This window comes from Pseudomonas sp. OV226, assembly GCF_003148705.1.
Lineage (GTDB): Bacteria > Pseudomonadota > Gammaproteobacteria > Pseudomonadales > Pseudomonadaceae > Aquipseudomonas.
Map to the genome: position 1 here is coordinate 131,220 of NZ_QGGS01000011.1, position 26,935 is coordinate 158,154.

General features: G+C 58.2%; 23 protein-coding genes and 4 tRNA genes. 7 read left to right on the forward strand and 20 right to left on the reverse strand.

Annotation, left to right across the window (positions count from 1 at the left end; translation table 11 throughout):
• Window positions 1-105: 105 nt before the first annotated feature.
• From C7534_RS18720 to C7534_RS18730, 3 genes are all read right to left on the reverse strand, one after another.
• On the reverse strand, window positions 106-4,515 hold the full coding sequence (locus C7534_RS18720; RefSeq protein WP_109786639.1) for a response regulator: 4,410 nt from the start codon (window positions 4,513-4,515) through the stop codon (window positions 106-108).
• Window positions 4,516-4,566: 51 nt separating this feature from the next.
• Window positions 4,567-5,724: an HD-GYP domain-containing protein gene (locus tag C7534_RS18725; RefSeq protein WP_046032558.1), complete on the reverse strand. Its 1,158-nt coding sequence runs from the start codon at window positions 5,722-5,724 to the stop codon at window positions 4,567-4,569.
• 218 nt (window positions 5,725-5,942) lie between these two features.
• Window positions 5,943-6,071 (reverse strand): hypothetical protein, encoded by a 129-nt coding sequence (locus C7534_RS18730; protein WP_256577208.1) that lies wholly within the window; start codon window positions 6,069-6,071, stop codon window positions 5,943-5,945.
• 152 nt (window positions 6,072-6,223) lie between these two features.
• Between C7534_RS18730 and C7534_RS32530 the strand changes: the two genes are divergently transcribed.
• From C7534_RS32530 to C7534_RS18745, 3 genes are read left to right on the forward strand one after another with little or no spacing between them, the layout of a single operon-like run.
• On the forward strand, window positions 6,224-6,361 hold the full coding sequence (locus tag C7534_RS32530) for a hypothetical protein (protein ID WP_158283926.1): 138 nt from the start codon (window positions 6,224-6,226) through the stop codon (window positions 6,359-6,361).
• 10 nt (window positions 6,362-6,371) lie between these two features.
• Window positions 6,372-7,502 (forward strand): nitrilase-related carbon-nitrogen hydrolase, encoded by a 1,131-nt coding sequence (locus C7534_RS18740; protein ID WP_109786640.1) that lies wholly within the window; start codon window positions 6,372-6,374, stop codon window positions 7,500-7,502.
• Between the two features lie 3 nt (window positions 7,503-7,505).
• Complete coding sequence (locus C7534_RS18745; protein ID WP_109786641.1) at window positions 7,506-8,546, forward strand: AraC family transcriptional regulator; 1,041 nt, start codon at window positions 7,506-7,508, stop codon at window positions 8,544-8,546.
• A 342-nt stretch (window positions 8,547-8,888) separates the two neighbouring features.
• On the opposite strand, the gene C7534_RS18750 is transcribed toward C7534_RS18745, so the two are convergent.
• The 11 genes from C7534_RS18750 to C7534_RS18800 form a co-directional block, all read right to left on the reverse strand.
• Window positions 8,889-9,722 (reverse strand): DUF2242 domain-containing protein, encoded by an 834-nt coding sequence (locus C7534_RS18750; RefSeq protein ID WP_046032562.1) that lies wholly within the window; start codon window positions 9,720-9,722, stop codon window positions 8,889-8,891.
• 227 nt (window positions 9,723-9,949) lie between these two features.
• Window positions 9,950-11,821, reverse strand: coding sequence for a SurA N-terminal domain-containing protein (locus tag C7534_RS18755; protein WP_109786642.1), 1,872 nt, complete (start codon window positions 11,819-11,821; stop codon window positions 9,950-9,952).
• A gap of 233 nt (window positions 11,822-12,054) precedes the next feature.
• Window positions 12,055-12,327, reverse strand: a complete 273-nt coding sequence (locus C7534_RS18760) for an HU family DNA-binding protein (protein WP_002552737.1) — start codon at window positions 12,325-12,327, stop codon at window positions 12,055-12,057.
• A 153-nt stretch (window positions 12,328-12,480) separates the two neighbouring features.
• Window positions 12,481-14,877 carry an endopeptidase La gene (gene lon / locus C7534_RS18765; protein WP_046032564.1) on the reverse strand — a complete coding sequence of 799 codons (2,397 nt, stop codon included), beginning with the start codon at window positions 14,875-14,877 and terminating at the stop codon, window positions 12,481-12,483.
• Between the two features lie 239 nt (window positions 14,878-15,116).
• Window positions 15,117-16,400 (reverse strand): ATP-dependent Clp protease ATP-binding subunit ClpX, encoded by a 1,284-nt coding sequence (gene clpX, locus C7534_RS18770; protein ID WP_007946893.1) that lies wholly within the window; start codon window positions 16,398-16,400, stop codon window positions 15,117-15,119.
• A gap of 112 nt (window positions 16,401-16,512) precedes the next feature.
• Complete coding sequence (clpP, locus tag C7534_RS18775) at window positions 16,513-17,148, reverse strand: ATP-dependent Clp endopeptidase proteolytic subunit ClpP (protein WP_015094302.1); 636 nt, start codon at window positions 17,146-17,148, stop codon at window positions 16,513-16,515.
• A 93-nt stretch (window positions 17,149-17,241) separates the two neighbouring features.
• A complete protein-coding gene (gene tig, locus C7534_RS18780) occupies window positions 17,242-18,552 on the reverse strand; it encodes a trigger factor (RefSeq protein WP_109786643.1) in 1,311 nt (436 codons plus the stop codon).
• A gap of 402 nt (window positions 18,553-18,954) precedes the next feature.
• Window positions 18,955-19,030: transfer RNA gene (locus tag C7534_RS18785), tRNA-His, on the reverse strand.
• Between the two features lie 77 nt (window positions 19,031-19,107).
• A tRNA-Leu gene (locus tag C7534_RS18790) sits at window positions 19,108-19,192 on the reverse strand.
• Between the two features lie 55 nt (window positions 19,193-19,247).
• Window positions 19,248-19,323: transfer RNA gene (locus tag C7534_RS18795), tRNA-His, on the reverse strand.
• Between the two features lie 32 nt (window positions 19,324-19,355).
• A tRNA-Arg gene (locus C7534_RS18800) sits at window positions 19,356-19,432 on the reverse strand.
• 274 nt (window positions 19,433-19,706) lie between these two features.
• On the opposite strand from C7534_RS18800, the gene folD reads away from it, so the two are divergent.
• On the forward strand, window positions 19,707-20,561 hold the full coding sequence (gene folD / locus C7534_RS18805; RefSeq protein WP_046032567.1) for a bifunctional methylenetetrahydrofolate dehydrogenase/methenyltetrahydrofolate cyclohydrolase FolD: 855 nt from the start codon (window positions 19,707-19,709) through the stop codon (window positions 20,559-20,561).
• A 236-nt stretch (window positions 20,562-20,797) separates the two neighbouring features.
• Window positions 20,798-21,736, forward strand: coding sequence for a D-alanyl-D-alanine endopeptidase (pbpG, locus tag C7534_RS18810; protein WP_046032568.1), 939 nt, complete (start codon window positions 20,798-20,800; stop codon window positions 21,734-21,736).
• A gap of 55 nt (window positions 21,737-21,791) precedes the next feature.
• On the opposite strand, the gene C7534_RS18815 is transcribed toward pbpG, so the two are convergent.
• The 3 genes from C7534_RS18815 to C7534_RS18825 all read right to left on the reverse strand — a co-directional run bounded on the left by C7534_RS18815 (window position 21,792) and on the right by C7534_RS18825 (window position 22,997).
• The gene (locus C7534_RS18815) at window positions 21,792-22,007 is read right to left on the reverse strand and encodes a hypothetical protein (protein WP_109786644.1); all 216 of its coding nucleotides are present in this window, start codon (window positions 22,005-22,007) and stop codon (window positions 21,792-21,794) included.
• Window positions 22,008-22,024: 17 nt separating this feature from the next.
• A complete protein-coding gene (locus C7534_RS18820) occupies window positions 22,025-22,231 on the reverse strand; it encodes a DUF6021 family protein (RefSeq protein ID WP_027925384.1) in 207 nt (68 codons plus the stop codon).
• 94 nt (window positions 22,232-22,325) lie between these two features.
• Complete coding sequence (locus C7534_RS18825) at window positions 22,326-22,997, reverse strand: lipoprotein (RefSeq protein ID WP_046032570.1); 672 nt, start codon at window positions 22,995-22,997, stop codon at window positions 22,326-22,328.
• A gap of 221 nt (window positions 22,998-23,218) precedes the next feature.
• Here C7534_RS18825 and C7534_RS32610 point away from each other — a divergent pair, with 221 nt between their 5' ends.
• On the forward strand, window positions 23,219-23,389 hold the full coding sequence (locus C7534_RS32610; RefSeq protein ID WP_175648988.1) for a hypothetical protein: 171 nt from the start codon (window positions 23,219-23,221) through the stop codon (window positions 23,387-23,389).
• A gap of 68 nt (window positions 23,390-23,457) precedes the next feature.
• On the opposite strand, the gene C7534_RS18830 is transcribed toward C7534_RS32610, so the two are convergent.
• A complete protein-coding gene (locus C7534_RS18830) occupies window positions 23,458-24,207 on the reverse strand; it encodes a TerC family protein (protein ID WP_109786645.1) in 750 nt (249 codons plus the stop codon).
• 26 nt (window positions 24,208-24,233) lie between these two features.
• Entirely contained in the window at window positions 24,234-24,470 is a 237-nt protein-coding gene (locus tag C7534_RS18835; RefSeq protein WP_109786646.1) for a hypothetical protein, read from the reverse strand.
• Window positions 24,471-24,605: 135 nt separating this feature from the next.
• Here C7534_RS18835 and nhaR point away from each other — a divergent pair, with 135 nt between their 5' ends.
• Complete coding sequence (nhaR, locus tag C7534_RS18840; protein ID WP_046032573.1) at window positions 24,606-25,535, forward strand: transcriptional activator NhaR; 930 nt, start codon at window positions 24,606-24,608, stop codon at window positions 25,533-25,535.
• Here the strand turns inward: nhaR and C7534_RS18845 are convergent.
• On the reverse strand, window positions 25,510-26,664 hold the full coding sequence (locus C7534_RS18845) for an MFS transporter (RefSeq protein WP_046032574.1): 1,155 nt from the start codon (window positions 26,662-26,664) through the stop codon (window positions 25,510-25,512). The two genes, nhaR and C7534_RS18845, sit on opposite strands and share 26 nt — an antisense overlap.
• Between the last annotated feature and the right edge of the window lie 271 nt (window positions 26,665-26,935).

Here is a 26,935-nt window from a genome sequence, read left to right on the forward strand (position 1 = left end):
CAACTTAATGATCGAAATGTGCAGCACCCCATGACTAATCTCGCAATGCCGCTTTACTTCGCAAGTGCATGAATGACCAGGAGCGGGCTCAATCCACTTCAATTATCAGGACAGGTTTTCAAGCAACTCCAGCGCCTGATCAAAATCGAAGCGCTCCGCTTGCCGGACAACCCGAAGCAGCTGCTCGGTCATCCGCGGGTCTGAAACCAGCCCCTGCAGTTTGAGCAAGGCCGTCAGCGCCTGGGTGTCGCTCTCGGCCAGCAGCGACCGGGCTTGGGCCAACTGCGCATGCCATTCGCTGCCCGGTGGCGCGATTGATGAGTCTGCGGACGATGTCGGTTCGTCGATCACCGATAATCCTTCCAGCACTGTTGTCAGGCAGCGCTCAACCTCCGCCAGCCGGTCAGCCAGCACCTGCTCCGTTCCATCGCTCGCCCCATCGTTCAGACACGCCTGCTCCAGCGCGGCGGCTGCGTTCGCCACTTCAACGGCACCAATGTTGCCCGCCGTACCGCGTAAGGTATGGGCCAGCCTGACCGTCACCAACGGATCGCCTTGACCTTGGGCAGCCAGGAACTCAGCGCAAAAATCCTGCTGGCTGGAGCGAAACTTGCGCAGCAGGCGCAGGTAGAGCTCGACCTTGCCCATGCAGGTGCCCAGGCCCGCGTTCAAATCAATACCGGGAAGGCTGGCTGGCAGGCTCGTTGCTGACACCGAGGTGGCCGGCGAAACGTCGGCCGACATCGCGCCACGGTCAGCGCGCGGATGTATCCACTTGGCCAACGTGGCGAACATGTCATCAACGTTCAAGGGTTTGGAGATGTGGTCGTTCATGCCGCAGGCCAGCGCCCGCTCACGGTCCCCCATCATGGCGTCTGCCGTCATGGCGATCACCGGCAGATTCGCCCAGCGTGGCTGCTCACGAATCTTGCGGGTCGCGGTATAGCCGTCCATCACCGGCATCTGGCAGTCCATCAACACACCATCGAAGTCTGCGTCATGTTCCAGTTGGTCGAGCGCCTCTGCGCCGTGAACGGCCAGGCACAGCTCGATTCCGGCGCTCTCCAGCAGCTCACAGGCCAGCTCGCGGTTCAGCTCATTGTCTTCCACCAACAGCAGTCGCGCGCCACGCAGGCGGGCCATGGCGCCGGCGCTCTGGCCCAATCGCTCACTGGCCCGGGTATCGGCCTGGGGAGTCTTGCCGAGCACCGTACCCAGTGCCTCAAGCAACGTAGACGGCGTCACCGGTTTGGTCAGTACCACCGGCAATTGAATGCCGTGCCGACTGGCTTCCTCGCGGGCCTCCTCGCGACCGAACGCCGTGACCATGATCACCGACGGCGTATGCGCCAGTTTAGCGGCCTGCATCTGCCGCACCGTCTCCACACCGTCCATGCCAGGCATGCGCCAATCCATCAGCACCAGATCATAGGGCAGCGCCTTGGCTTCAGCGTCCACCAGCATGGCCAGTGCGGCCCTGCCACTTTGCGCGACGTCCACCTCCACGCCAAAACTGCGCGCCATGCTGGACAGGATCTCGCGCGCGCTGGCGTTGTCATCGACCACCAGCACACGGCTGCCAAGCAATTCGTCGGCGGTCACCATGCGCCGCAACTGGCTGTCACGCTGCACGCCCAGACTCACCTCGAAATGGAAAGTGGAACCCTGGCCCGGCTCGCTCTCAACCCAAATGCGCCCGCCCATCAACTCCACCAGATGCCGGGAGATGGCCAGGCCCAACCCGGTGCCACCGTACTTGCGGGTGGTGGTGCTATCAGCCTGGCTGAAGGGTTGAAACAGGCGCGAGCATTGTTCGGCGTTCATGCCGATGCCAGTGTCACGTACCCAGAAATGCAACTGCGCCTGCTCTCCCGCAGAGCCCCGCTGCTCTACGCCGAGCACGATCTCACCCTGCTCGGTGAACTTCGTCGCATTGTTGCCCAGGTTGATCAGCACCTGGCCAAGACGCAGCGGGTCGCCGATCAAGGCGGTCGGCAGCTCGGCATCGGTGCTGAACAGCAACTCCAGGCCTTTGTCCTCGGCTTTCAAGCCAATCATGCTCGCAAAGCTGTCGAGCACGGCCTCGAGGTGGAAGGGAATGTGCTCCAGGTGCATCTTGCCGGCCTCGATCCTGGAGAAGTCGAGGATGTCGTTGATGATCACCAACAGGTATTCCGCCGAGCGATGGACCTTTTCGATGTAGTTGCGCTGGCGGTGGTCGAGCTCGGTGCGCAATGCCAGGTAGCTCATGCCGATGATGGCGTTCATCGGCGTGCGGATCTCGTGGCTCATGGTGGCCAGGAAGTTGCTCTTGGCCTGGGTCGCCTCTTCTGCGGCCTCCCGTGCGCGCTGCACCTCGGCCTCGGCGGTCTTGCGGTCGGTGATGTCAAAGTACCAATTGGCCCCCATGCCCCGCTCCCCCAGCGTCATCGTGATGGCCGAAACCAGTACGTCGAAGCGCTCGCCTCCTGCGCGCTGCAGAGTGGTCTCGAAGTTCAGCACTGCACCTTGCGATGCCGCTTCGAGAAAGCGCTGGTGGGCCTGCGGGTCGACCCAGAACTGCGCTGGATCCGTGCCTTCGAGCTCAGCCAGACGAGTCCCGAACAAACTGTCGAACTGCGGATTGCAGTAGGTCGGGCGGCCATCAACGTCCCTGATCTCCATGGCCACCGGGCTGCTGTCGAGTACTGCGCGCAACTGTGCCTCGCTGGCCTTGAGTGCCGCCTGCAGATGACGGCGTTCGCTCACGTCGCGCACCGACGCGCACACGCAGTCTCCGCCCCCTTCCAGGCTCGGCAGATGCGACAGGCTGATCTCTGCCGAGAACAGACTGCCGTCTTTGCGCACGCCTTGCAGGTCGTCCAGGTTGGCCCCCATCTGGCGAGTGGCGCCGTGGGCCATGAAGCCCTTGCGCAATGCCTCGTGGCGCCCGCGACTGGCCAATGGCACCAGGCGATCGATGGTTTCGCCGAGCAGCTCACCGGCGCTATAGCCGAACAGCTGATCCAGCTGGCGATTGGTGCGCAGGATTTGTCCTTCGGCATCCACCACCAGCATGCCGTCCGGCGCCGCTTCGATAATGCCGCGATACCAGGCCTCGGTGGCGCGCAACGCCGATTGCTGGGATTCGAGTGCCTGCGCCTGCTGCTCCAGCTGCAGCGCCTGTTCCGCCATTTCATTGGCCTGGCGCCGGGTTTCCGCCAACAGGGTCTTGACCGCCTGATTACGCTCCAGAATCGCCATGGCCGCGGCCAGGCGCGGGGTGGCTTCCTGCAAGAGCAGCAGTTCACGCTCGCCCAAGAGTTCCAGCCCGGCCAGCTCGAGCACGCCCAACAAACGCTCGCCACGCACAATGGGTTGCAGCAGCAGGCAACGGGCCGGGACCTCGCCAAGCGGCGAGCGCAACCGCCAGTATTGCTCCGGCATCGCCTGAAACTGACGCGGCACGCGATCCACCGCGCACTGCCCCAACAGGCCATCGCCGAACTTGACCTGCGCTTCGGGTGGCCGCTCGGAATCGGTGGCATAACCCCCCATCAGCGCCAGCGTGCCAGAATCCTCCTGCGCGCTGTACAGCACCCCCTGGCAGATTCCGTGCAGGCCGGCCATGCATTGCAAGAACACCTGCGCCAGTTCGGCCGGGGTTTCTGCCTGCTGCAGATCGACCTGTAATTGGGCGGTATGCGCCTTGATCCAGCGCTGACGTTCAAGTTGTTGGGACTCGGTCTGCAATTTGGCGATGGCCCGCGCCAGATCGCCGGTTTCGTTGTTCATGTCGGTGTGGGGAATCGGTTGATCGAGCTGCCCCGCGGCCAATTGGTCTACCGCCACCCGCACCCTGTTGAGCGGATTGCGGATCGACTGGCTGACGACCCAGGACAACAGCAACGCCAGCGACAAGCCACCGAACAACAGGATGTAGGTCAGAAGGGTACTGCGTTCGGCAAACTCGGCAATGTCCTTGGCCGTGTCGCGAATCGAGGCTTCCTTGACCTGGGCGATCGCGTACAAAAGGCCATCGGCCTGCTGGGCCAGTTGCTGGAATTCACTGCTATTGAGCAGCATTAACGCCTTGTTCTGCTGGCCCTGGTCGATCATTACAAAGGCCTGGTCGCTTTGACGCTGCAACTGTTGCAGCAGCAGGTCGAACTCGGAGAGTCGCGCCAGATTCTCCGCGCGCCTGAGGGTCACTTTGGCGTGGGCCACCGCCTGTTGCAGGCGCTCCTGGATCTCGTGCAACTGCTGCAGGGATTCGACGCGAATCTGCGCGCTGTCGGTGCCCACCGCGCGTTGCAGCGCTTGCAGCATATGCGGCAATTGCACACGTGCTTCCTGCAAGTGCTCCATGCCGACCAGTTCCTGCAGATAAAGGTTCTGCATATTTTGCTTCAGCGATTGCTGGGTGCGCAGGCTTTGCACGCCGAGCACCAACACCAACAGCAGCAGCGCTGAAAAACCCAGGATCAGTTTGTGCCGTAGCGCGAGGCGCTCAAGCAGGGTACGCAATCCAGCCATGACTATCCTCGTGGACCTGATGAAATTACTGACAAAGGGGCCATTGCGGGTTCACGGAGTCTGGCCGAGACGCTCCAGGGCCGCCCGCTGGACGGCCATGTCCTGATCGGTATCAGCGAAACGCTCGGCAATGGTCTGGAACTGGTCGAGGCAATCCAGGAAGGCATCACAGATGTCCGGGTCGAAGTGCGTGCCTCGCCCCTGACGAATAATCTCGACCGCCTGCCCGTGGGGCATCCCCGCTTTATAGACCCGACGGCTGATCAACGCGTCATAGACGTCCGCCACCGCCATCAACCGGGCGCTAATCGGGATGTCGTCACCCGCCAGCCCTTGCGGATAGCCACTGCCGTCCCATTTTTCCTGGTGACTGTAGGCAATTTCCTTGGCCAGGCTGAGAAACTCGGCGCGCATGCCGAGCTGGTCCTCGGCATGCTGTATGGCGTCACGCCCCAGCGTAGTATGTGTCTTCATGATCTCGAACTCTTCCTCGGTATAGCGTCCCGGCTTGAGGAGGATATGGTCGGGGATGCCGATCTTGCCGATGTCGTGCAGCGGCGCCGACTTGAACAACAAGGCGACGGTGTCCTCGGTGAGAAAGTGACTGAAGCGCGGATGGTCACGCAGATGCTCCGCCAGCACCTTGATGTAGTGCTGGGTCCGCCGGATATGGTTGCCGGTTTCGTTATCGCGCGTCTCGGCCAGTGAAGCCATGGCCTGGATGGCCACATCCTGGATCGCAATCACCTCGAGGGTCCGGCGCGCTACTTCCTTTTCCAGATAGTCGCTGTGATCACGCAGGAAGTCTGCCGCCGCCTTGAGCTTGAGTTGGGTATCCACCCGCGCCAGGACCAGTGCCGGCCGGATCGGTTTGGTGATGTAGTCGACAGCCCCCAGCTCCAGGCCATGGATCTCGTCTTCGGTGGCGGCCATGGCCGTCAGAAAGATGATCGGAATGTCACGGGTACGCGGGTCGCGCTTGAGTTGCTGCGCCACTTCATGGCCGGACAGCCCGGGCATCATCACGTCAAGCAGGATCAGGTCAGGGAGTGTGTCGCCTTGTAGTACGCGCAAAGCCTTTTCACCGCTATTGGCGGCCTTGACCCGGTAGCGATCCTTGAGCAGATCCGTCATCAGCATCAGGTTATCGGGCGTGTCATCGACCACCAGCAGGGTCGGCGGACTGTAATGACGCTGTTCGACGCTCATGACGGGGGGCTCCCTTGCCGGAAATAGACATCCCGAGGCAACACTTCCACCGCCGCCCCAGCGCAGGAGAGCTTAGCTGCAGTTCTTCAGGGCTGCCCGGCGTCAAGCCGCGTACAAAGATGCTCGATGACCACGCAAGGCGTTGCGCCAACGTCGTGATGCGCCGCTACTTTCCAACCCGAACATTGCAACGCAGCTTGAGCGAGAGGCCATCACCGCTATCCCAGCAGTGCATGCTTGAGCACCGAATCGGTCGTGGTCTGATAATGACTGGCCAGCAACTCGCAAGCCTTGTCGATGTCTTTGGCCAGCGCCGCCTCCATCAACTGGCGGTGTTCATGGGGCACATTACGCGCAGTGTAGGGGCCAGGCAGAACGAATGCCTCTGCGGGCTAAAACACACTTAAGCAGTAAAAACACCCACAGCGATCACTTGCCTCAATTTCGGCGCGATGATCTTTACCAAGGGTCGCTGTACGTTATGTAACTTGGCGGCAGCATGACCAGCACCGATTCCATTCGGCCAAAAAGCGAAGAATTGTCCGGAGAAAAAAGAAAATTGCCCATTAACCCATTGATTCGCTTTATCCTCGATCCAAATCCTGGTGAAAAGCCATGCCCTGAACACGGCTGTTGATTGCTCCCCCATGCGCAAACTTTTGTACCTGACCTTTTCCATGGCCATCGTTGCCACCCTGACAACCTACGCCATGTGGGCCGCGGATCGTCCGGTGGGCCATTACCTGTCGGACCTGCGCATCAACCTGGCCATTGATCAAGGCGAACCCGCCGATCGCGGCAATCTGCTGGGCATCCAGCCTGAGCTGTTCCCTACCGACTATCAAAGCCCCGAACGCTTGCATCGCAAACTCGCGGCCTATCTTCAGAAGGCCCAGGATGAGGGCCTGTTGAATGACAAGACCATCGTCGTGCTGCCTGAACATGTCGGCACCTGGCTGATGGTCAGCGGTGAAAAAGATGAGCTGTACCAGGCCACCACGCTCCAGGAAGCGATGAACTGGCTGGCGGCGAGCAATCCCCTGAAGTTTGTCCGCGCACTGTTCAGTGCCAACGGCGGCAGCCGTCTCGACGACGCTCATTTGCGGATGAAGGCCAAAGGCATGGCCAAGGATTACCAGGCACTGTTCGGGGGGCTGGCGAAAGAGTTTCATGTGACGCTGGTGGCGGGCACCATCGTGCTGCCGGAGCCCAGCATCATTGACGGTACGCTGAAAATCGGACGCGGTGCGCTGTACAACAGCAGCGTGATATTCGGGCGCGACGGCGTGCCGATCGGCCAACCCCAACGCCAGATGCATCCGGTGTTCGAGGAACATGACGACATCAAGGCCAATGACCTGCAGGCACTCAACGTCATCGATACGCCCGCCGGACGCTTGGGTGTGTTGATCGGCAGCGACAGTTGGTACCCGGAAAACTACCGAAAGCTCGATGCTCAGGGCGTGCGACTGGTGGCCGTACCGGCGTACGTCATCGGGCGCGACACCTGGGATAAACCTTGGCGGGGATACCGAGGGTTGCCAACACCCGAATCCGTCACCCTCAAGGCCGGCGAACTGAGCGAAGGTCAAGCCTGGCATCGCCTGACACTGACAAGCCAATCGCCTTCCAGCCAGGCCATTGCCGGGATGAGCGTGTTCCTGCGCGGCCAGTTCTGGGACAGGGGCAGCGCCGGGCAAAGCTTTCTCAGCAACAACGGTCAACAGTTCGCCGACGGCAATGCCCGCGGCGCGCGGTTGTTGAACCTCTGGTTGTAACCCATGAAACCGCAGCCGATGCGCCTTGGGGATTTGTCGGTGGGCTTCGTCCATAGCCTGGCCGATGCCGTGCACAGCCATGGCGTAGATCCTCAACCGTTGCTCGATCAATACGGACTGGATGCGGCCCGACTGGCGGAGCCCGGTGCCCGGCTGTCGATCCCGCGTTACATGCGCCTGGGCCACAGTGCAATTCAACTGACGAATGACCCGGCTCTGGGTTTGCGCATGGGCCAGGTCAGTCGCCTGAGCCAGGCGGGTCTGGCCGGGGTCACGGCCGCCCAGGCGCCAACCGTTCGAGAAGCCGCGCGTTGCCTGATTCGCTTCGAAGCCTTGTACGGCTCTAACTATCGCGGCCAGTCGAGTTTTCATGAAGACGCTCAGGGTGCATGGCTGCGCTTCTATTCCATCAGCCCCTACAACGCCTACAACCGCTTCGTGGTGGATTCGATCATCGCCGGCTGGTTGCAGCAGTTGTCCAGCCTGAGCCCTGCCCCGCTGCGCGCAGAGCGCATAGAAATCGAATTCGATGCTCCGGATTACCGCGAGGCGTATGGCCTGCTGGGCGACTGTCCGATCCAGTTTGGCGCCGAGCACAACCAACTGCGCCTGAGCCTGCCCAGCCTCGCCCAACGCAACCCGCAGCACTGCCCGAGTACCTGGCGGCATTTACTGCAACTCTGTGAACGGGAACTGGAACAACTGACCCGCACCCGCAGCCTGCGTGAACGCATCACTCAGTTACTGGGGCCGTTGCTCAATGGTGGTCGGGAACCCGACCTGGAAGAAGTGGCGGCACACCTGAAGCTGCCCACCTGGACCTTGCGCCGCAAACTGGCCGAGGAAGGCACGCAATTTCGCGCAATTCTCAACGACACCCGTCGCGACCTGGCCATGACCTACATTCGCGATACTGAACTGGCGTTCGGAGAAATCGCTTATCTGCTGGGTTTCGCTTCAGCTGAAGCCTTCCAGCGGGCCTTCAAACGCTGGAATGGCCAGACCCCTGGCGAGTTTCGCCGCAGTCATCGCCAATCCGCTTGACGCTTACAGCTCGGTAGCGTCTTCGGCGGGTTCCAGCGGATCCAGTTCAAACGCCTGGAACTCGAGCAGCTCTTCTTGATAATCGTCCATTTTTGAATCCCCCTGCGCTCGTTTAAAAAATGCCTGAATAAATGACCAACACCCTGAGCATAAAGTGCCCCCGTGAAAGAAAAATGACGCAGGTGCACCGCTCAGCGGCTACTCAATAAAACGTAGCAGGCGGTCAGGAATTTATCACAGGTTTTTTCGATACAGGCTGTAGGACTACGGCCCGGCTGACGCAGATCAACGTTAAGCGCCTACGGGATCGATGTCGTCTGACCCGACCCCGTAGATAAACGCTTAATGACCAGAGATGGGCATGGCCGGAATCGGCTCGCTAGGTGGCGGCAGGTCCGACTGTGGTGGCGGAGTGACAGCTTCTGCGGTCGGTGCCGGTTCGCTGTTTTGTGCCGGGGTAATCGGAGCGGTTTCGACCGGCGGTGCAACAGGTTCAGAGGCCGTAGGGGCCGGTGCAGGCTCAGCAGCCGGTGCTGGCGCTGGCGTCGGTTCCGCAGGCGTTGGCGCTAACGCTGCAGGCGCCGCTTTGGCTTCAGGCACGCCCAGGTCAGTCTTCGGTTTCTCGACGATGTGTGCGGCTTTCTTCGCTTCCGGTGGCAGGAACAATTCGACCAGCGTGAAAAAACGCTCGTAGAATTTGGCCGACGAAACGGTTTCGCTGGCGACCTTGACCATCGAGTCGTCGGACGAGCCGATCGGCATCGACACCGAGCCCAACACACCGACACCGAGGCTGGCGGAGTTATTGGTCTTCTTCAGCGCGTAACGGTCCTGCAGGGCGTTGGCAAACATGGTCGCGTGGTGCCCGTCGCTGCCATCATCGGCACAGACCACACTGAAACTGATCTCCATGTGGGTTTCGCCAGTCTGCTGGAAACTTTTGTGCCCACTGATCAACTTGGGGTCGCTGCTGGTAATGATGTAACCCTGGCTGAGCAAGGCGCGACGGGCGGCTTCGCAGGTCTGCGCATCGCTCACCGGGTAATTGCGCGAAAAGGTGCCGGAGTCGGAGAAGTTCTCATGCTCATAGATCGCGGCTTTCTTGGACGAGCAGCCGGCAGCAGCAGCGAGCACCAGTGCCAACCCGACGAGGCGCATGGGAATTGATTTAAACATTGAACATCCTGAGGAAAACGGTCCGGGGCGTATTGTGCAACAGATCGATGCTTAGCGGCGTATCGATTAGTGTCTTAAAACAGTTACAAGTGTAAAGACTGCCTTTGACGCAAAAAAGTCGATCCGCATCCACATCGGGCGACGGATAACCGTTTCGCCTTTCCCCTGGCAAAAAAAACCCCGGCCTTTCGGCCAGGGTCTTTTTGCAGCAAAGAGCTAATCAGGCATCAGTAACGCTTGATGTCAGCTTCACTTTCCAACTGCTTGCGGTAAGCCGCGAAGTCCTGCTGGCCAATGCGCGAGGCGAGGAAGCGACGGTACTGAGCCTTCTCTTCATCGGTCGGCGCAGCCGCTTCGTTCACGTTATTCAAGCGCACGATCACCAGGCTACCATCGGCCAGGGTCACGCTGCTGAAGGACGGCTTATCCTTGGCGGCTGGTTTTGGCATCCGGAACAGCGCTTGCAGCACAGTTGGGTCAACCCCTTCCTGAGCGCGGGTCGCTGCTTCGATCACTTTCCAGTTCTGGCCTTCAATGGCTTTGTCCAGCGGGGACTTGCCGTCGCGCAGGCTGGCAATCAGCTGTTCAGCCTTGGTCTTGGCGGCAGAGCTGGCGTGCTCCTTGGCCAATTGCGTGCGAATGGCGACATTCACGCTTTCCAGCGGCAATTGTGCAGGCTTGAGGTGTTCCTTGGCGCGCAGCACGATCACGGTTTCCGGATCGAGCTCGATGGCGGTGCTGTTGGCACCTTCATCCAGCACTTCAGGACTGAACGCAGCGGTGATCACGGCACGGTTGGCTGCAATCCCCTCACCGCCTTCACGACCAAACGGCTTGGAGGTGTGAACAGTCAGCTTCAGGTCTTGTGCTGGCTGGGCCAGATCGGACGCCTCGAACGAGGCGTCTTCCAATTGCTTGGTCGCCTCGACGAACCGCTGCTCCACTTGCTGGGCTTTCAGCTCACGGGTCAGCTTGTCTTTCAGGCTGGCAAACGTTGGCACTTCAGGAGCTTCCACACCCAACAGCTTGATCAGGTGGAAACCGAAGTCAGTACGAACCGGCTCGGAGACTTGATCCTTGTTCAGCGAATACAGGGCTTTTTCGAAGACCGGGTCGTAGACACCTGGACCTGCGTAGCCAAGGTCGCCGCCATTGTTGGCCGAACCCGGGTCCTGGGAGAACTCTTTGGCCAAGGCCTCGAATTTCTCACCTTTGGCCAGGCGCGCCTGCACTTCTTCGATCTTGGCCTTGGCTTGCGCCTCGGTCATCTTGTCGTTCACTTCGATCAGAATGTGCGCAGCCCGACGCTGTTCGGACAGGTTCGCGATTTCTTTCTGATACGCCGCTTGCAGGTCTTCGTCCTTGACGCTGACTTGATCAAAGAAGGAAGCCTTCTTCAATTCCAGGTAATCGATGACCACCTGATCCGGCGTCATGAACTCCTTGGCGTGTTCGTCGTAGTAGGCTTTGACTTCATCGTCGGTCAGCTTCACAGCCGCCGGGTCAACCTTGACGTTCAGGGAGGCGAAATCGCGGGTCTGTTTTTCCAGACGAGCGAAGGCCAGCACCTGGGCGTCGGTGACGAATCCGCTACCTGCCAGGCCCGCACGCAGCTGACCAATCAGCATTTCCTGAGCCAGCATCTGGCGGAACTGCATACGGCTGTAACCGAGCTGACGGATCACCTGATCGAAACGCTCAGGGCTGAACTTGCCGTCGACCTGGAATTCAGGCGTCTGCAGGATCACTTGGTCCAGGGCGCCTTCGGAGAAAGCGAATTTCGAGTTCTGTGCGCCTTGCAGCAGCAATTTGCGGTCGATCAAGCCTTTGAGGGCCGATTCGCGCAGCATTTTTTCATCCAGCAAGGAAGCGTCGAAATCCTTGCCCAGCTGTTGCATGAGCTGACGGCGTTGCATATCAACCGCTTGGCTCAGCTCGTTCTGGCTGATTTCTTCGCCATTGACCTTGGCCGCATCATTGCTGTGCGTGGTGGCCTTGAAAATGGCATCGAAACCGGTCAAAGCCATCAATGCAACGACGACCCCGATGATGGTCTTGGCAATCCAGCCTTGTGAATTGTCCCTGATATTCTGCAGCATGCGTCCCCCAGAAACGGTTGAACTTCAAAAATTAGGCAACCGTGGAGCGTGGGTAGAATCCGGATAGAAGAAAGGCGCATCCGGGGATGCGCCTTCTCGTAACTGGCGGAGCGGACCGAGGGTTCGAACTTGCGACCCTCAGTGTCTCAGACCGGCATTCGCCGGCTGGACTACCGCTCCGCTGCCAGGTCAGGCATGACCCCGACCCGGATAGGCAAAAACCTGAATCGAACTTAGTTGACAGCTTCTTTCAGTGCTTTACCGGCTTTGAAACCTGGTTTTTTGGCTGCCGCGATTTCCAGTGTCTTACCGGTCTGTGGGTTACGACCAATGCGAGCTGGACGATCAGTTACGGAGAAAGTACCGAAACCAACCAGAACAACGGAGTCGCCAGCCTTGAGAGCGCCAGTGACGGATTCGATTACTGCGTCCAGCGCACGGCCAGCAGCAGCTTTCGGGATATCAGCGGATGCAGCGATAGCATCAATCAGTTCCGACTTGTTCACTCTAAGTCCCCTTATATCTATCTATTTGAGTATGATTCTAAGTTTTTTTGGTGAAAGCAAAAACGTGTGCTGAATGGCCTACAGACACTTAAGAGCCGCTTTATAACAAGGGCTCTAAAAAGCTGTCAAGGAAGCCACCCGGCCAAATGCGTACTAATGCGTGCTAATTCTTTCCTTAGAGTCAGACTCGCGTTTTTCATCCTTTGCAACTATCTCAGGAGCCACATCAGGCAGGGGCTCCGGCGCGTATTGCAGCGCAATTTGCAGGACCTCGTCAATCCATTTAACCGGTTTAATCTGCAGATCTTGCTTGATATTGTCAGGAATTTCCTTCAGATCGCGTACGTTCTCTTCAGGAATGATCACTGTCTTGATTCCGCCACGGTGAGCGGCCAGCAGTTTTTCTTTCAAACCACCAATGGCCAGCACCTGACCACGCAGGGTGATTTCACCCGTCATGGCGACGTCCGCACGCACCGGGATCCCGGTCAGTGCCGATACCAGGGCCGTGCACATGCCTACGCCAGCGCTAGGACCGTCTTTCGGGGTCGCCCCTTCCGGCATGTGAATATGCGTGTCGCGCTTCTCGTGGAAGTCCAGGGGGATCCCCAGGCTCTTCGCACGACTACGAACCACGGTCAACGCTGCAGTGATCGATTCGACCATCACATCACCCAGGGAACCGGTCTTGATCAATTGACCTTTACCCGGGACCACGGCGGCTTCAATGGTCAGCAGCTCGCCACCCACTTGAGTCCATGCCAGCCCGGTCACTTGACCGATCTGATCCTGCGACTCAGCCAGGCCGTAGCGGAATTTACGCACGCCCAGGAAGTGTTCGAGCATCTCGGCAGTGACCTTCACCGAGAAGCGTTTTTCCATCGCATGCTCTTTGACCGCCTTGCGGCAAACCTTGGCAATCTGGCGCTCCAGCCCACGCACACCGGCTTCGCGGGTGTAGTAACGGATGATGTCGCGGATCGCTTCGGCGTCGAATTCCAGCTCGCCTTTCTTCAAGCCGTTGGCAGTGATCTGCTTCGGCGAGAGGTATTTGACGGCGATGTTGATTTTCTCGTCTTCGGTGTAGCCCGGCAGACGAATCACTTCCATCCGGTCCAGCAATGCCGGCGGGATGTTCATGGAGTTCGAGGTGCACAGGAACATCACATCGGACAGGTCGTAGTCGACTTCCAGGTAGTGATCGTTGAAGTTGTGGTTCTGCTCGGGGTCGAGCACTTCCAGCAACGCCGACGCCGGATCGCCACGCATGTCGCTGCCCATCTTGTCGATTTCATCAAGCAGGAACAGCGGGTTGCGGACGCCCACCTTTGTCATCTTTTGAATCAATCTTCCTGGCATCGAACCGATGTAAGTACGGCGATGGCCACGAATTTCAGCCTCATCACGCACACCACCAAGGGCCATGCGCACGAATTTGCGGTTGGTGGCGTGGGCAATCGACTCCGCCAGCGAGGTTTTACCCACGCCCGGAGGACCGACCAGGCACAACACCGGGCCACGAATTTTCTTCACGCGTTTTTGCACGGCGAGGTATTCGAGGATCCGCTCTTTGACTTCTTCCAGACCGTAGTGGTCGGCGTCGAGAATGTCCTCGGCGCGCGCAAGGTCCAGACGGACTTTGCTCTGTGCCTTCCACGGCACCTGAACCAGCCAGTCGATATACGAACGCACCACGGTCGCTTCCGCAGACATTGGCGACATTTGCTTTAGTTTGTTCAGTTCAGCCTGGGCTTTGGCCAAGGCATCTTTGGGCAGGCCAGCGGCATCGATGCGCTTTTTCAGCTCTTCGATTTCGTTGTGGCCTTCGTCGCTGTCGCCGAGCTCCTTCTGAATGGCCTTCATCTGCTCATTCAGGTAGTACTCGCGCTGACTGCGCTCCATTTGCTTTTTGACGCGACCACGAATGCGTTTTTCAACTTGCAGCAGGTCAATCTCGGCATCCAGCAGCGCCAGAACGTGCTCGACACGGGCCGACAAATCGATGATTTCGAGAATTTCCTGCTTCTGCTCGATCTTCAGGGCCATGTGCGCGGCCATGGTGTCGACCAGGCGGCCTGGCTCGTCGATGCTGTTGAGCGACGACAGCACTTCAGCCGGGACTTTCTTGCCCAACTGTACATATTGTTCGAACTGAGCCAGCAGGCTGCGAACAAAGACTTCCGACTCGCGCTCAGGCGCGTCGACTTCATCGATCAGCGAGACTTCGGCACGACAGTGGCCGTCCACTTCGCTGAAGCGCTCCACGGCGCCCCGCTGCTCGCCTTCGACCAAAACCTTGACCGTGCCGTCAGGCAGCTTGAGCAGCTGTAGAACGGTTGCAATAGTACCTACGCGATAAAGTGCATCTTCACCGGGATCGTCGTCAGCAGGGTTTCTCTGAGCCAGCAGAAGGATCTGCTTGTCGCCCGTCATCGCTGCCTCGAGGGCTTCGATGGATTTCTCGCGCCCCACGAACAGCGGGATAACCATGTGCGGATAAACCACAACATCACGCAATGGCAGGAGAGGCAATTCGATGGTTGTCTTCATGATTTCGCCTCTACGGCGGCCATAAGGCCGTAAACAGATGGAAGTAAGCTTGAAACCAAGATGGGGGCTGCTCTGGAAAAAAACAAGCGGATAAAAGCAGTAAAAGATCGCAACCTTAGGAAGCTAAGGGAATGGATGGTTGTCAGGCCGCTTTCGCTGCGGTGCGGCGATCCGACAATCCAGCGCCCACAATAGCAAAGGGGCCCGAAGGCCCCTTCTTTGTTCCGGCTGCATGACGCTTAAGCGTCTGGCGCGGCCTTGGCAGCAGGCTCACTGTTTTCGTAGATATACAGTGGCTTGGACTTGCCTTCTATAACGCTTTCGTCGATCACTACTTTACTCACCTCGGACTGCGAGGGGATTTCATACATAGTGTCGAGCAATACACCTTCGAGAATCGAACGCAGTCCACGGGCACCGGTCTTGCGTTCCAGAGCACGTTTGGCGACCGATTTCAGTGCGTCGGCCCGGAATTCCAGGTCCACGCCTTCCATCTCGAACAACTTGGCGTACTGCTTGGTCAGAGCATTTTTCGGCTCGGTGAGGATCTGCATCAGCGCAGCCTCATCAAGCTCGTCCAGCGTGGCAAGTACCGGCAGACGACCGACGAATTCCGGGATCAGACCGAACTTGACCAGATCGTCAGGCTCGACTTCACGCAGGGACTCACCGACTTTCTTGCCTTCTTCCTTGCTGCGCACTTCTGCGTTGAAACCGATGCCGCCCTTGGTGGAACGGTTTTGAATAACCTTTTCCAGACCAGAGAACGCACCACCGCAGATGAACAGGATGTTACGGGTGTCGACCTGAAGGAATTCCTGCTGCGGATGCTTGCGGCCACCTTGCGGCGGAACGGAAGCGACCGTGCCTTCGATCAACTTGAGCAGGGCCTGCTGCACGCCCTCACCGGAAACGTCCCGGGTGATCGACGGGTTGTCAGACTTGCGCGAGATCTTGTCGATCTCATCAATGTAGACAATGCCCATCTGGGCTTTTTCTACGTCGTAATCGCACTTCTGCAGCAGCTTCTGAATGATGTTCTCGACATCTTCACCCACATAACCCGCCTCGGTGAGGGTGGTTGCGTCGGCGATGGTGAACGGAACGTTCAGCAAGCGGGCCAGTGTTTCGGCAAGCAGGGTTTTACCCGAGCCTGTCGGGCCGATCAGCAAGATGTTGCTCTTGCCAAGCTCGACGTCGTCATTCTTTTTGTCACGCTGGTTCAGGCGCTTGTAGTGGTTGTACACCGCTACGGCCAGAACCTTTTTCGCACGCTCCTGACCAATCACGTACTGATCAAGGATGCCGCTGATTTCTTTAGGCGAAGGCAATTTATGCGCGCTGCTTTCGGCCTGGGCTTCCTGCACCTCCTCACGGATGATGTCATTGCACAGGTCGACGCACTCGTCGCAGATAAAGACCGAGGGGCCGGCAATCAATTTGCGTACTTCATGCTGGCTTTTGCCACAGAAGGAGCAATAGAGCAGCTTGCCGTTGTCCTCGCCGTTGCGGGTGTCAGTCATTCGTTCGATCCAAATCCGATAGGCTTGCAACACAAGATGAAGGCTATTGCGGGCTTTTTCAAGCCCGCTGGTGATCGGACGAGCCGACCAACCCTATTTTGAGTTGCTTATATTAAGCGGGGCGCTGGCTGATCACTTCATCGATCAACCCGTACTCACGTGCAGCGTCTGCACTCATGAAATTATCGCGGTTGGTATCGCGCTCGATTTCCTCAAGCGTGCGCCCGCTGTGCTTGGCCATCAGCGTGTTGAGACGCTCACGAATGAAGAGGATTTCCTTGGCATGGATTTCGATATCCGAAGCCTGGCCCTGGAAACCGCCCAGTGGCTGGTGAATCATCACACGCGAGTTCGGCAGGCAGTAACGCTTGCCCTGGGCACCGGCGGTCAACAGGAACGCGCCCATGCTGCACGCCTGACCGATACAGGTGGTCGACACGTTTGGCTTGATGAACTGCATGGTGTCGTAGATCGACATGCCAGCCGTCACCGAACCGCCCGGGGAGTTGATATAGAGATGGATGTCCTTGTCCGGGTTTTCCGCTTCAAGGAACAGCAATTGCGCACAGATCAGGTTGGCCATGTAGTCCTCTACCGGGCCAACCAGAAAGATCACTCGCTCCTTGAGGAGGCGCGAGTAGATGTCGTAGGCGCGCTCGCCACGAGCGGACTGCTCGACAACCATCGGGACCAGGCCGCCTGCGGCCTGGATATCAGAGTTCTGCTGAATATACGAATTACGGAACATGCTCTGCAGTCACTCCCAAATAGTTATGTCTTGAATACGCATAAGCCAGCACGAAGGCTGGCTTATGGTGTGTACTTCTTATCGCAAAAACGATCAGTCGGCTTGTGGAGCTTCTACCGGCTTGACTGCTTCTTCGTAAGAGACCGATTTGTCGGTCACACTAGCCTTCTGCAGAACAGTATCCACAACTTGTTCTTCCAGCACAACCGAACGGACTTCGTTCAGTTGCTGCTCGTTCTTGTAGTACCAGGACACGACTTGCTCAGGCTCTTGGTAGGCCGAAGCCATTTCCTGAATCATCTCGCGAACGCGGGCTTCGTCAGGCTTGAGGTCGAATTGCTTGACCACTTCAGCAACGATCAGGCCCAGTACTACGCGGCGCTTGGCTTGTTCTTCGAACAGCTCGGCCGGCAGTTGGTCCGGCTTGATGTTGCCGCCGAACTGCTGAACAGCCTGCACGCGCAGACGGTCAACTTCGTTGGACAGCAGAGCCTTAGGCACTTCGATCGGGTTGGTGGCCAGCAGACCGTCCATTACCTGATTCTTGACCTTGGATTTAATCGCCTGGCGCAGTTCGCGCTCCATGTTCTTGCGAACTTCGGTGCGGAAGCCTTCCAGACCGGTTTCCTTGATGCCGAATTGAGCGAAGAATTCTTCGGTCAGCTCTGGCAGTTTTGGCTCGGAAACGGTGTTGACAGTCACGGTGAACTCGGCGGTTTTGCCAGCCAGGTCCAGGTTCTGGTAGTCCTCAGGGAAGGTCAGGTTCAGAACACGCTCTTCGCCGGCTTTAGCGCCAACCAGACCGTCTTCGAAACCAGGGATCATGCGACCCGAACCCAGCACCAGCTGAGTGCCCTTGGCGGAACCGCCAGCGAACACTTCACCGTCAACTTTGCCGACGAAATCGATGTTCAGTTGGTCTTCGTTCTGGGCAGCGCGATCGGCCACTTCGAAACGGGTGTTCTGCTTGCGCAGGATTTCCAGCATTTTGTCCAGATCGGCATCTGCCACGTCAGCGCTCAGGCGCTCTACGGTGATACCTTCGAAACCGGCAACAGTGAACTCAGGGAACACTTCGAATACAGCAACGTATTCCAGGTCCTTGCCCGCTTCCAGGGACTTAGGCTCGATCGAAGGCTGACCAGCCGGGTTCAGCTTCTGCTCAACCACAGCTTCGTAGAAGGAAGACTGGATCACATCGCCTACAGCTTCCTGGCGAGCGTCAGCACCGAAACGGCGCTTGATTTCGCTCATTGGCACTTTGCCTGGACGGAAGCCAGCAATCTTGGCCTTTTGGGCAGTCTGCTGCAGACGCTTGTTGACCTGGCTCTCAATGCGCTCAGCCGGCACGATGACGCTCATGCGGCGCTCAAGAGCAGTAGTATTTTCAACAGAAACTTGCATGGATATTCCTCGTTGCACAGACGTTAGCCGGCCGTTTCCGACCCCAGAATCAAGGGCATGCATTCTAGTGGGTCAAACTCAAGAAGTCACCCTACTGAAAACGGGTAAAAACGCAGCAGGCAATTTATAGGTGCGAATGCACGAATGCACCTCGCCCCGATGGCAAATACAGCCAATTACGCCAGGGCTCTGCGCCAACCCTTCTATATATAGAAGAGGCTGCCAATCATCTCCCTGACAGCCGATCTTGCAAGCAAGGTCGGCGGGCAGCGCGGCATCATCGAGAAACAAAAATACGACGAAACGCCCCACCCCTGCGACCCAGAACCTGCAGCCGCCAAATACTCGAACCACTGAAACAAAAAAGGCGCCAGACTGTTAAATCTGGCGCCTTTCGAAATATGGGGTGGACGATGGGGATCGAACCCACGACAACGGGAGTCACAATCCCGTGCTCTACCAACTGAGCTACGCCCACCATATTGCCTGTCAAAGAAGCCAAACAACCTCTTTGTAAACCCCAACCACGCCAATCGGCATGAATGAAGCTTTATTTGGTGCGGATGAAGAGACTCGAACTCTTACGCCTCGCGGCGCTGGAACCTAAATCCAGTGTGTCTACCAATTCCACCACATCCGCATTGAAGCCTTTAAAGCAAAGGCGCCAGACTGTTAATCTGGCGCCTTTCGAAATATGGGGTGGACGATGGGGATCGAACCCACGACAACGGGAGTCACAATCCCGTGCTCTACCAACTGAGCTACGCCCACCATATTGCGCTACTTGTGCCAAAGCTGCCTAATGGCGCACCCGGCAGGACTCGAACCTGCGACCATCCGCTTAGAAGGCGGATGCTCTATCCAGCTGAGCTACGGGCGCCTTGTTAGCTGTAACCTTGGAGGACTACAAACTAAGTGCTTTCCAGTCTTGCGGAATCGTAACTCCGTTCGACCTTCCCAACCAGTGCTAGGCTGTGCCCGACAAGTGCGACGAATAGTATAGAGCCCCCCGGAGGTCGTCAAATCCTTTTTAAAAAAAATTCATTTAATTAAAGGAGTTAGGGGAATTTGCAGACCAAGCGCCTTTGCCCTCACCTCATGACATGCGAGAATGCGTTCTCTTTTTTTCCCCTCTCGATGGTTAATCACGCGCAATGACTGCACAACTAATCGACGGCAAATCGATCGCCGCCAGCCTGCGCCAGCAGATCGCCAAACGCGTTACCGAACGTCGCCAGCAAGGTCTGCGCACGCCGGGGCTCGCGGTGATCCTGGTCGGCAGCGATCCCGCCTCTCAGGTTTATGTCTCGCACAAGCGTAAAGACTGTGAAGAGGTCGGCTTTATCTCCCAAGCCTATGACCTGCCTTCCGAAACCACTCAAGAAGCACTGACCGATCTGATCGATCGTCTGAACGACGACCCGGCAATCGACGGCGTTCTGCTTCAGCTTCCTTTACCGGAACACCTGGACGCCTCCAAATTGCTGGAGCGCATTCGTCCGGACAAAGACGTCGACGGCTTCCATCCTTATAACGTCGGTCGCCTGGCCCAACGTATTCCGCTGCTGCGCCCCTGCACCCCTAAAGGCATCATGACCTTGCTGGAAAGCACCGGTGCCGATCTCTACGGGATGGATGCCGTGATTGTCGGCGCGTCCAACATTGTTGGCCGCCCGATGGCGATGGAGTTGCTGCTGGCCGGTTGCACCGTGACCGTTACCCACCGCTTCACCAAGGATCTGGCTGGCCATGTCGGCCGCGCTGACCTGGTGGTGGTTGCTGCTGGCAAGCCAGGCCTGGTCAAGGGTGAATGGATCAAGGAAGGCGCGATCGTGATCGATGTCGGCATCAATCGCCAGGAAGACGGCAAACTGGTCGGCGACGTAATCTACGAAACCGCCCTGCCCCGTGCTGGCTGGATTACACCCGTACCGGGCGGTGTTGGCCCGATGACCCGTGCCTGCCTGCTGGAAAACACGCTGTACGCGGCCGAAACCCTGCACAGCTAAGTGACAAAGCAGACGTAAATGGCCAATCAAGAACCCCGCTACTGGCGGGGTTTTTTTTGCCTGCAGAAAAAGCCCGACCACCTGCCGGAAAATGACATATTTTTCATGTTTCCAAACACTTTCATCTCTTACTGGAACAACCATCGACAGTTATTCAGCCATACTCCAGAATGTCGCGCTTTTTACGAAATAGCCCGTTACAAAACGGCTTATCAACACATAATGAGTCTGCCAGCGTGAAAATCCGTCTTTCGATCCTGAGCCTATTTTTTGCAGTTACAGGGACTTTCATCACGCCAATCGCCAACGCTGGCGATACGACCGCCGCGCCTCGAGATGCAACACATCTCAAACTCGCGTCGGGCAGTTCATTAGTCATGGATATGCAGACCAACAAAATCATCTACGCCAGCAACCCCGACGTGGTGGTCCCTATCGCTTCCGTGAGCAAGCTGATGACGGGCCTGGTCGTGGTTGAAGCGCGCCAGAACATGGACGAAATCATCAACATCAACATCAGTGACACCCCGGAAATGAAAGGGGTGTTTTCCCGGGTCAAGCTCAACAGTGAGATGCCACGCCGGGAAATGCTGCTGATTGCGCTGATGTCTTCGGAAAACCGCGCGGCGGCAAGCCTGGCCCACCACTACCCGGGTGGCTATGCGGCATTCATTGCCGCCATGAACGCCAAGGCCAAGGCACTTGGCATGACCAACACCCACTTCGTCGAACCGACCGGTCTCTCCCCGCACAACGTGTCCACCGCTCGCGACTTGAGCAAACTGCTGGTCGCAGCGCACAAGCAACCGCTATTGACCGAACTGAGTACCACCAAAGAAAAAATCGTGTCGTTCCGCAAGCCCAACTACAGCCTGCAGTTCCGCAATACCGACCACTTGGTGCGCAAAGACGATTGGGACATCCAGCTGACGAAAACCGGCTTCACCAATCAGGCGGGTCACTGCCTGGTGCTGGTCACCAGCATGGGTAACCGCCAGGTTGCGCTGGTCATCCTCGACGCTTACGGCAAGTACACTCACTTTGCCGACGCCACCCGTATTCGCAATTGGGTCGAAACCGGCAAAGGCGCAGACGTGCCGTCGGTGGCCTTGCAGTACAAGTCTGACAAGAACCTCAAGCAACGTCAGAGCGGTGTGATTGAAGCCTCAAAGTAAACCAGCGCTCCCAAAAACAAAGCCCCGAAAAATCGGGGCTTTTTTTGTCTGAGGGTTAATCGTTGGGCAGCGGCATCTGATCGTCGTCAGGAATACCGTCCCCCTTGCTCGGGTCTCTCCAGCCCTCAGGGTGCGCTTTTGGCGACACCGGCCGTGCCAAAGGATCGCGCAGCGGGCTGTTCGGATCCATCACAGGGTCCGTCGCGGTCCCTTCGGGGGTTGTAGGAACGCTGTCCGGACGCTTGTCGTCGAAACTCGAATCGGTAGACATAGGCACCTCATCAGGGCTCAGGGTTTCAGATCAGCCAAGGGGTCGTAAGGCTTCGCTGGTGCCTTGGGATTGTCACCTGGCTTCACGTCCCTGGGTGCCTTGGCCGGACCGATGGGATCGACCTGGGGATCGGCGAGGTCTGGCGAATCGGGATCGAAACCCAGCTCATCGCCCGAAGAATGCTCAGACGAATGCGGGCCGACAGGGGTAGTGGAATGTGCCATGGGCGCCTCCTTGGTACGGCCCGGACAAATCCGGGCCCTGTCCTTTAGAGAGCCGCTGTGCACGGCAGTGCCCTGCAGAATGACGAACGGAGACCTACTGCGCCGTCAGGGCCTTTTTTGCCCGCGCAGCTGCTTGCTCCTGACCGGCCTGCCCCAGCTCATTGGCCGCCTTGAGCCAACGCTGCTGATCGACGTTGGCCGGAATCTGATCCGGCTTCAGGATCAGCACGGCCCAGCCGCCAGCGTCCTTGAATGACGATTCAAACGAACTGAAACTCATCAAGTCCCGACGATTCATCCCCGCGCGCAGCAACACGGTCTGCTTCTTACTGTTGTATCCAGCGAGAATGGCGTAGCGCGGCTCAGCCCAGAGCGCCGTACCTTCGGTGAAACGCACCATCACCGGATAGCCGGCGGCGACCTGAGTCAGCAGCGCGGGCAAAGTGTTGTCGAGGGGGTAAACCACCATCCCGTACTCTCGGGCCAGGTTCTGCATGTTCTGCTGTAACTTGTCTTCGGCGCCCGGCAAATGCAGGGGCTTTTCCAGCAAGCCAGGGGTAATGACTATGCCCTGTTGCGCCAACAGGCTGGCCAGCACTTGCGGTCCACTTTGAAAGGCTTGCCCGCGGTAGAACGTACCACTGAGCTCCACCCGCTCCGGCAGACGCTTGATCTCAGGTGCGACGCTCCCGGCGCACCCCGCCAATCCGGCAACGCAGCCAACGATCAGTGCTGCCGTTCGAATTCGAGAAAATACCCGCTCCATGTTCACTCTCTGTTCAGGCGCCAGGCACCACACTCCCGGCTTGGCCGTCGATCATAGGACGACGCGCGGTGCCGGTATAGCTTTAACCGGCAGTTGCGCGCATTCGATAGAGCGAACTCGTTAGTGACAGGCGACCTTTGGTCAATTGTCTGACACACAGCACCGACTAGACTGACAGTTGCAAAGCGTGTGTGCCCGATGCAGGGCAAAGAGGAGGCACGATGAGCCTTGTTATGACGATCGTGATGTTGATTTCCGGCTGGCTGGCCGTTGCCGCCGCCATGTTGTGGGGAGTCCTGCGCATTACCCGACGGCACCATCACCACCCGGTGCAATCAGCGCCTGTGGCCAAAAGCGAAAAACCAGCTGAGCACCACGCCACCGTGCACTGATCGGCCTATTTCAGCCTTCAAAAAAAAGGCCGCCTGAACACTCAAGCGGCCTTTTCGTTTATTGCCGATTAAGCTTCAGTCGCTACGCGCTTCTGCCTGGCCCGGCGGGACATCATGTTCAAGCATTCAATCGTGGCCGAGAACGCCATGGCCGCATAGACGTAGCCTTTCGGTACGTGGGCGCCGAAGCCTTCGGCGATCAGCGTCATGCCGATCATGATCAGGAAGCCCAGCGCCAGCATCACCACCGTCGGGTTTTCGTTGATGAACTTGGCCAATGGATCAGCCGCCAGCAACATCACCAGGACCGACACCACCACCGCAATGATCATGATCGGCAAATGCTCGGTCATGCCGACAGCGGTAATGATGCTGTCGATGGAAAACACCATGTCCAGCATCAGGATCTGACCGATCGCAGCCGCAAAGCCCAGGGTCACAGCGGACGTCGCCGATTTCGGATCTTCCGGCGCCGGGTCCATGCTGTGATGGATCTCGGTGGTCGCCTTCCACAACAGGAACAGGCCGCCGGCAATCAGGATCATGTCCTTCCAGGAGAACGCATGGCCGAGAACTTCGATCACAGGCGCCGTCAACTGGACGATGAACGCAATGGTGCTCAGCAGTGCCAGGCGCAGGATCAACGCCATGCCGATACCAATACGGCGGGCTTTCTGCCGGTGCTGCTCAGGCAGCTTATTGGTCAGGATCGAGATGAAGATCAGGTTATCGATGCCGAGCACGATTTCCATCACCACCAAAGTAGCCAGGGCGACCCAGGCGGTAGGGCTTGCAGCAAGTTCTAAAAGGTATTCCATGGGTCAGTCCTGACTCGTATTAGACGTTAGATTTCCTGGGATTGGGCTTTGTCTTTCTCTTCACCCGATGACTCTTTTTTGCTGATAACACCGTTAGTGGCGTCGCTGAGCGCTTGTTTGGCGGCTTTGTGGGTCTCGTCAATCGCCTGTTTGGCGCTTTCGGCAGCCTTGCCCATCAGTTGCTGAGCACTTTTTTCCGCCTGGTCGCAACCGGCCAACAGCAGTAAAGACGCGAACAGCACAGCCGTGGTTTTAAGCATCATGATGTTTCCCTCGTTAGAACAAACGGCACCAAAACGATGGCCCGTTGATAGCGACGCATTCTAGGGAGACAAACACTTCAGGAAAATTCGTATTTTTAGCGGCTATACTTCGATTTTTACGAACTGTAGACCGCGATGCTCAACTATCGGCAATTGCATTACTTCTGGGTGGTAGCCAAGACCGGCAGCATCGTGCGCGCCTGCGAGCAGCTCAACCTGACACCACAGACCATCAGCGGGCAGATTTCCCTGCTCGAACAAACCTACGGCATCGAGTTGTTTCGACGGGTCGGCCGACAGCTTGAACTCACCGAGGCGGGCCGTCAGGCCCTGCCCTACGCCGAGCAGATGTTTCAGTTGGGCGGTGAACTGGAGTTGATGCTGCGCGCACAGCCCAACGAGCAGCAGATTCAATTTCGTGTGGGGGTCGCGGACGTCGTGCCCAAGTCGATCGTCTATCGGCTGATCGCGCCGACCATGGAGCTGAGCGAGCCGCTGCGCATCACCTGCCGCGAGGACAAGCTCGAGCGGTTGCTCGCCGACCTGGCAATCCAGCGCCTGGACATGGTGATTTCCGACAGCCCAATGCCCTCGCACCTGGACATCAAGGGCTATAGCCAGAAACTCGGGGAATGCGGGATCAGCTTCTTTGCCACGGCGGAACTGGCCGCGCAGCACGGTCAGGATTTCCCCCGCGGCCTGCACGGCGCGCCGCTGTTGATTCCGGGGCCGGAAACCGTGGTGCGCAACCGCTTGCAGCGCTGGTTCGCCGAGCAGCAAATCCAGCCGCGCATTGTCGGCGAGTTCGACGACAGTGCGCTGATGCAGGCTTTCGGTCAGTCCGGCAGCGGGATCTTCATCGGCCCGAGCGTGATTGCCGATGAAGTGAAACGCCAATGTGGCGTGGAGTTGATTGGCCAGACCGACGCCGTGACCGAGTCGTTCTACGCCATTTCAGTGGAGCGCAAGGTCAAGCACCCCGGCATCGTGGCGATTACCGAAGGCGCCCGACGCCAGTTGTTTACCGACCTTTCAACCGTCAGGCGTAAATCTCACGAGGCTTGAAGGTCATCAGCGCAATGGCCAGCAGAATCGAAGCAAGGATAAAACCGGCCGCCGCAAAACCAAGGCCTTGCAACCCGACACTGTCGATCACCCGGCCGCCAACGATCGCGCCCAGGCCGATGCCGAGGTTGGCCCCGGCAATGTTCAGCGACGCGGCGAACGCCGGGGCCTCGGGTGCCGCCTTCATCAGGCGCACGTGGCTGACCAGGAACAGCGCCGCCTGAGTCACGCCCCAGATACCCATCGCCGCCGCCAGACCGAGGGGCGAATGGATATTTGGCACCAGCGTTACCAGGCCGGAAATCATGAAGGCGCAGAACATCATCGAAGCGATCAGCGGATGGCGATCCACCGCGCGACCGCCCAGCGAGTTACCGATCAGCCCGACCGCGCCAAAGCCCATCAGGCACCAGCCGACCACCGTGCCGTTGAAACCGGCCAGGCGCTCAAGAATGTCCGCCAGGTAGGTGTACGCGGTAAACATCCCGCTGAAGACCACAATCGACAGCAGCACGTGGCCGAGCATCAGCGGGCTGCGCAGGATTTTGAATTGCGAACGGAAACTCACCTGATGCTGATGCAGATCGGTTTTGGGCAGGTAAATGAACAGCAGCAAGGCTTTGGCAAAGGCAATGACAGCGAGAATACCGAAGGCACTGCGCCAGCCGAATGCATCGGAAATCAGCGTGCCCACCGGAATGCCGAACACCGTGGCGCAGACAATCCCGAAACCGATCTTGGCGATGGCCCGCCCGGCGTAATCGGGGCCGACGATATCCACCGCCGTCTCGCTGGCCAGGGCCCAGAACACCGGCAACCCGAGCGCAGGAATCAACCGGGCAAATGCCATCACCCAGATATTGGGCGCAAAGGCCGCGAGGGTATTGGCCAGACCGAACATGATCAGCACGCTGATGAACAGTTTACGGCGCTCAAACCTGGCGAAGTATGCAGTCAGGAACGGCCCGAAGGCAGCGACGGTGAAGGCAAACAACGTCACCAGCAAACCCGCTTGCGGGATCGAGACGTCCAGGTCCCGGGCAATGGCCGGCAACAGGCCAACGATGACGAATTCCGTGGTCAGCACCGTAAAACCGGCGGCGGACAACAGAAGAATGGGCAACAGCATGCAGAGCTCCAGAAAACGACGACACCAGCGATAGCCCGAAGGCCCACTGGCAACTTGAAAGTGAGGATGGCGAATCTTAACAGAGTGATTCAAAACAGGGTTGCACGAACCTGCCTATCTCGTTGAACGCCATAGCGTCAGTTGGTCACAGGTCTGAAAGAACGGTCCTGCGCTGTGATAAAGTCCGCGCCCTGCAAAATGTACACCCTGTGGTTAATGCCGATCAGTTAAACCAAAACGCAATTTTTGTAGCCGCTGGCGAAGCCTGCGT

What these genes read in the sequence shown, in the direction of transcription:
- C7534_RS18720 (WP_109786639.1), bottom strand. Translation starts at nt 4,515, where the DNA reads ATGGCTGGATTGCGTACCCTGCTTGAGCGCCTCGCGCTACGGCACAAA.
- C7534_RS18725 (WP_046032558.1), bottom strand. Translation starts at nt 5,724, where the DNA reads ATGAGCGTCGAACAGCGTCATTACAGTCCGCCGACCCTGCTGGTGGTC.
- C7534_RS32530 (WP_158283926.1), top strand. Translation starts at nt 6,224, where the DNA reads ATGACCAGCACCGATTCCATTCGGCCAAAAAGCGAAGAATTGTCCGGA.
- C7534_RS18740 (WP_109786640.1), top strand. Translation starts at nt 6,372, where the DNA reads ATGCGCAAACTTTTGTACCTGACCTTTTCCATGGCCATCGTTGCCACC.
- C7534_RS18745 (WP_109786641.1), top strand. Translation starts at nt 7,506, where the DNA reads ATGAAACCGCAGCCGATGCGCCTTGGGGATTTGTCGGTGGGCTTCGTC.
- C7534_RS18750 (WP_046032562.1), bottom strand. Translation starts at nt 9,722, where the DNA reads ATGTTTAAATCAATTCCCATGCGCCTCGTCGGGTTGGCACTGGTGCTC.
- C7534_RS18755 (WP_109786642.1), bottom strand. Translation starts at nt 11,821, where the DNA reads ATGCTGCAGAATATCAGGGACAATTCACAAGGCTGGATTGCCAAGACC.
- lon (WP_046032564.1), bottom strand. Translation starts at nt 14,877, where the DNA reads ATGAAGACAACCATCGAATTGCCTCTCCTGCCATTGCGTGATGTTGTG.
- clpX (WP_007946893.1), bottom strand. Translation starts at nt 16,400, where the DNA reads ATGACTGACACCCGCAACGGCGAGGACAACGGCAAGCTGCTCTATTGC.
- clpP (WP_015094302.1), bottom strand. Translation starts at nt 17,148, where the DNA reads ATGTTCCGTAATTCGTATATTCAGCAGAACTCTGATATCCAGGCCGCA.
- tig (WP_109786643.1), bottom strand. Translation starts at nt 18,552, where the DNA reads ATGCAAGTTTCTGTTGAAAATACTACTGCTCTTGAGCGCCGCATGAGC.
- folD (WP_046032567.1), top strand. Translation starts at nt 19,707, where the DNA reads ATGACTGCACAACTAATCGACGGCAAATCGATCGCCGCCAGCCTGCGC.
- C7534_RS18815 (WP_109786644.1), bottom strand. Translation starts at nt 22,007, where the DNA reads ATGTCTACCGATTCGAGTTTCGACGACAAGCGTCCGGACAGCGTTCCT.
- C7534_RS18820 (WP_027925384.1), bottom strand. Translation starts at nt 22,231, where the DNA reads ATGGCACATTCCACTACCCCTGTCGGCCCGCATTCGTCTGAGCATTCT.
- C7534_RS18825 (WP_046032570.1), bottom strand. Translation starts at nt 22,997, where the DNA reads ATGGAGCGGGTATTTTCTCGAATTCGAACGGCAGCACTGATCGTTGGC.
- C7534_RS32610 (WP_175648988.1), top strand. Translation starts at nt 23,219, where the DNA reads ATGAGCCTTGTTATGACGATCGTGATGTTGATTTCCGGCTGGCTGGCC.
- C7534_RS18830 (WP_109786645.1), bottom strand. Translation starts at nt 24,207, where the DNA reads ATGGAATACCTTTTAGAACTTGCTGCAAGCCCTACCGCCTGGGTCGCC.
- C7534_RS18835 (WP_109786646.1), bottom strand. Translation starts at nt 24,470, where the DNA reads ATGATGCTTAAAACCACGGCTGTGCTGTTCGCGTCTTTACTGCTGTTG.
- nhaR (WP_046032573.1), top strand. Translation starts at nt 24,606, where the DNA reads ATGCTCAACTATCGGCAATTGCATTACTTCTGGGTGGTAGCCAAGACC.
- C7534_RS18845 (WP_046032574.1), bottom strand. Translation starts at nt 26,664, where the DNA reads ATGCTGTTGCCCATTCTTCTGTTGTCCGCCGCCGGTTTTACGGTGCTG.